Genomic DNA, 574 nt, shown 5'->3' on the forward strand with positions numbered 1-574 from the left:
ACCTAGCAGCTTACTTGCCGGGCACGAAGTTGGTGGCGAAGGCCCAGGCGTTGTTGTTGACGGGGTCGGCGAGGTGGTCGGCGAGGTTCTCGAGGGGGCCCTTGCCGGTGACGATGGCCTGCACGAAGAAGCCGAACATGGAGAACATGGCGAGGCGGCCGTTCTTGATCTCCTTCACCTTGAGCTCCGCGAAGGCCTCGGGGTCCTCGGCGAGGCCCAGGGGGTCGAAGCTGCCGCCGGGGTAGAGCGGGTCCACGATCTCGCCCAGCGGGCCGCCGGCGACGCGGTAGCCCTCCACGGCGCCCATCAGCACCACCTGGCAGGCCCAGATGGCGAGGATGCTCTGCGCGTGCACCAGGCTGGGGTTGCCGAGGTAGTCGAGGCCGCCCTCGCTGAAGATCTGGGAGCCGGCCTTGAACCACACGGCCTCGCCGAACTTGACGCCGTTGCGGGCGAGCAGCTCCGGGAAGACGCAGCCGAGCGCGCCGAGCATGGCCCACCGGCAGTGGATCACCTCCAGCTCCCGGTTCTTGGCGAAGGTCTCGGGGTCGGCCGAGAGGCCCGCGGTGTCCCA

At 69.2% G+C, this 574-nt stretch carries 1 protein-coding gene; it reads right to left on the reverse strand.

Features of this window, described 5'->3' with window-relative positions; all coding sequences use genetic code 11:
- Nucleotides 1-10: 10 nt before the first annotated feature.
- Nucleotides 11-574 (reverse strand): chlorophyll a/b-binding protein (locus IE255_RS40710; protein WP_190055154.1); only part of this gene is annotated, 564 nt, incomplete at its 5' end.

Source organism: Streptomyces lomondensis (assembly GCF_014651035.1).
GTDB classification, from domain to species: domain Bacteria; phylum Actinomycetota; class Actinomycetes; order Streptomycetales; family Streptomycetaceae; genus Streptomyces; species Streptomyces lomondensis.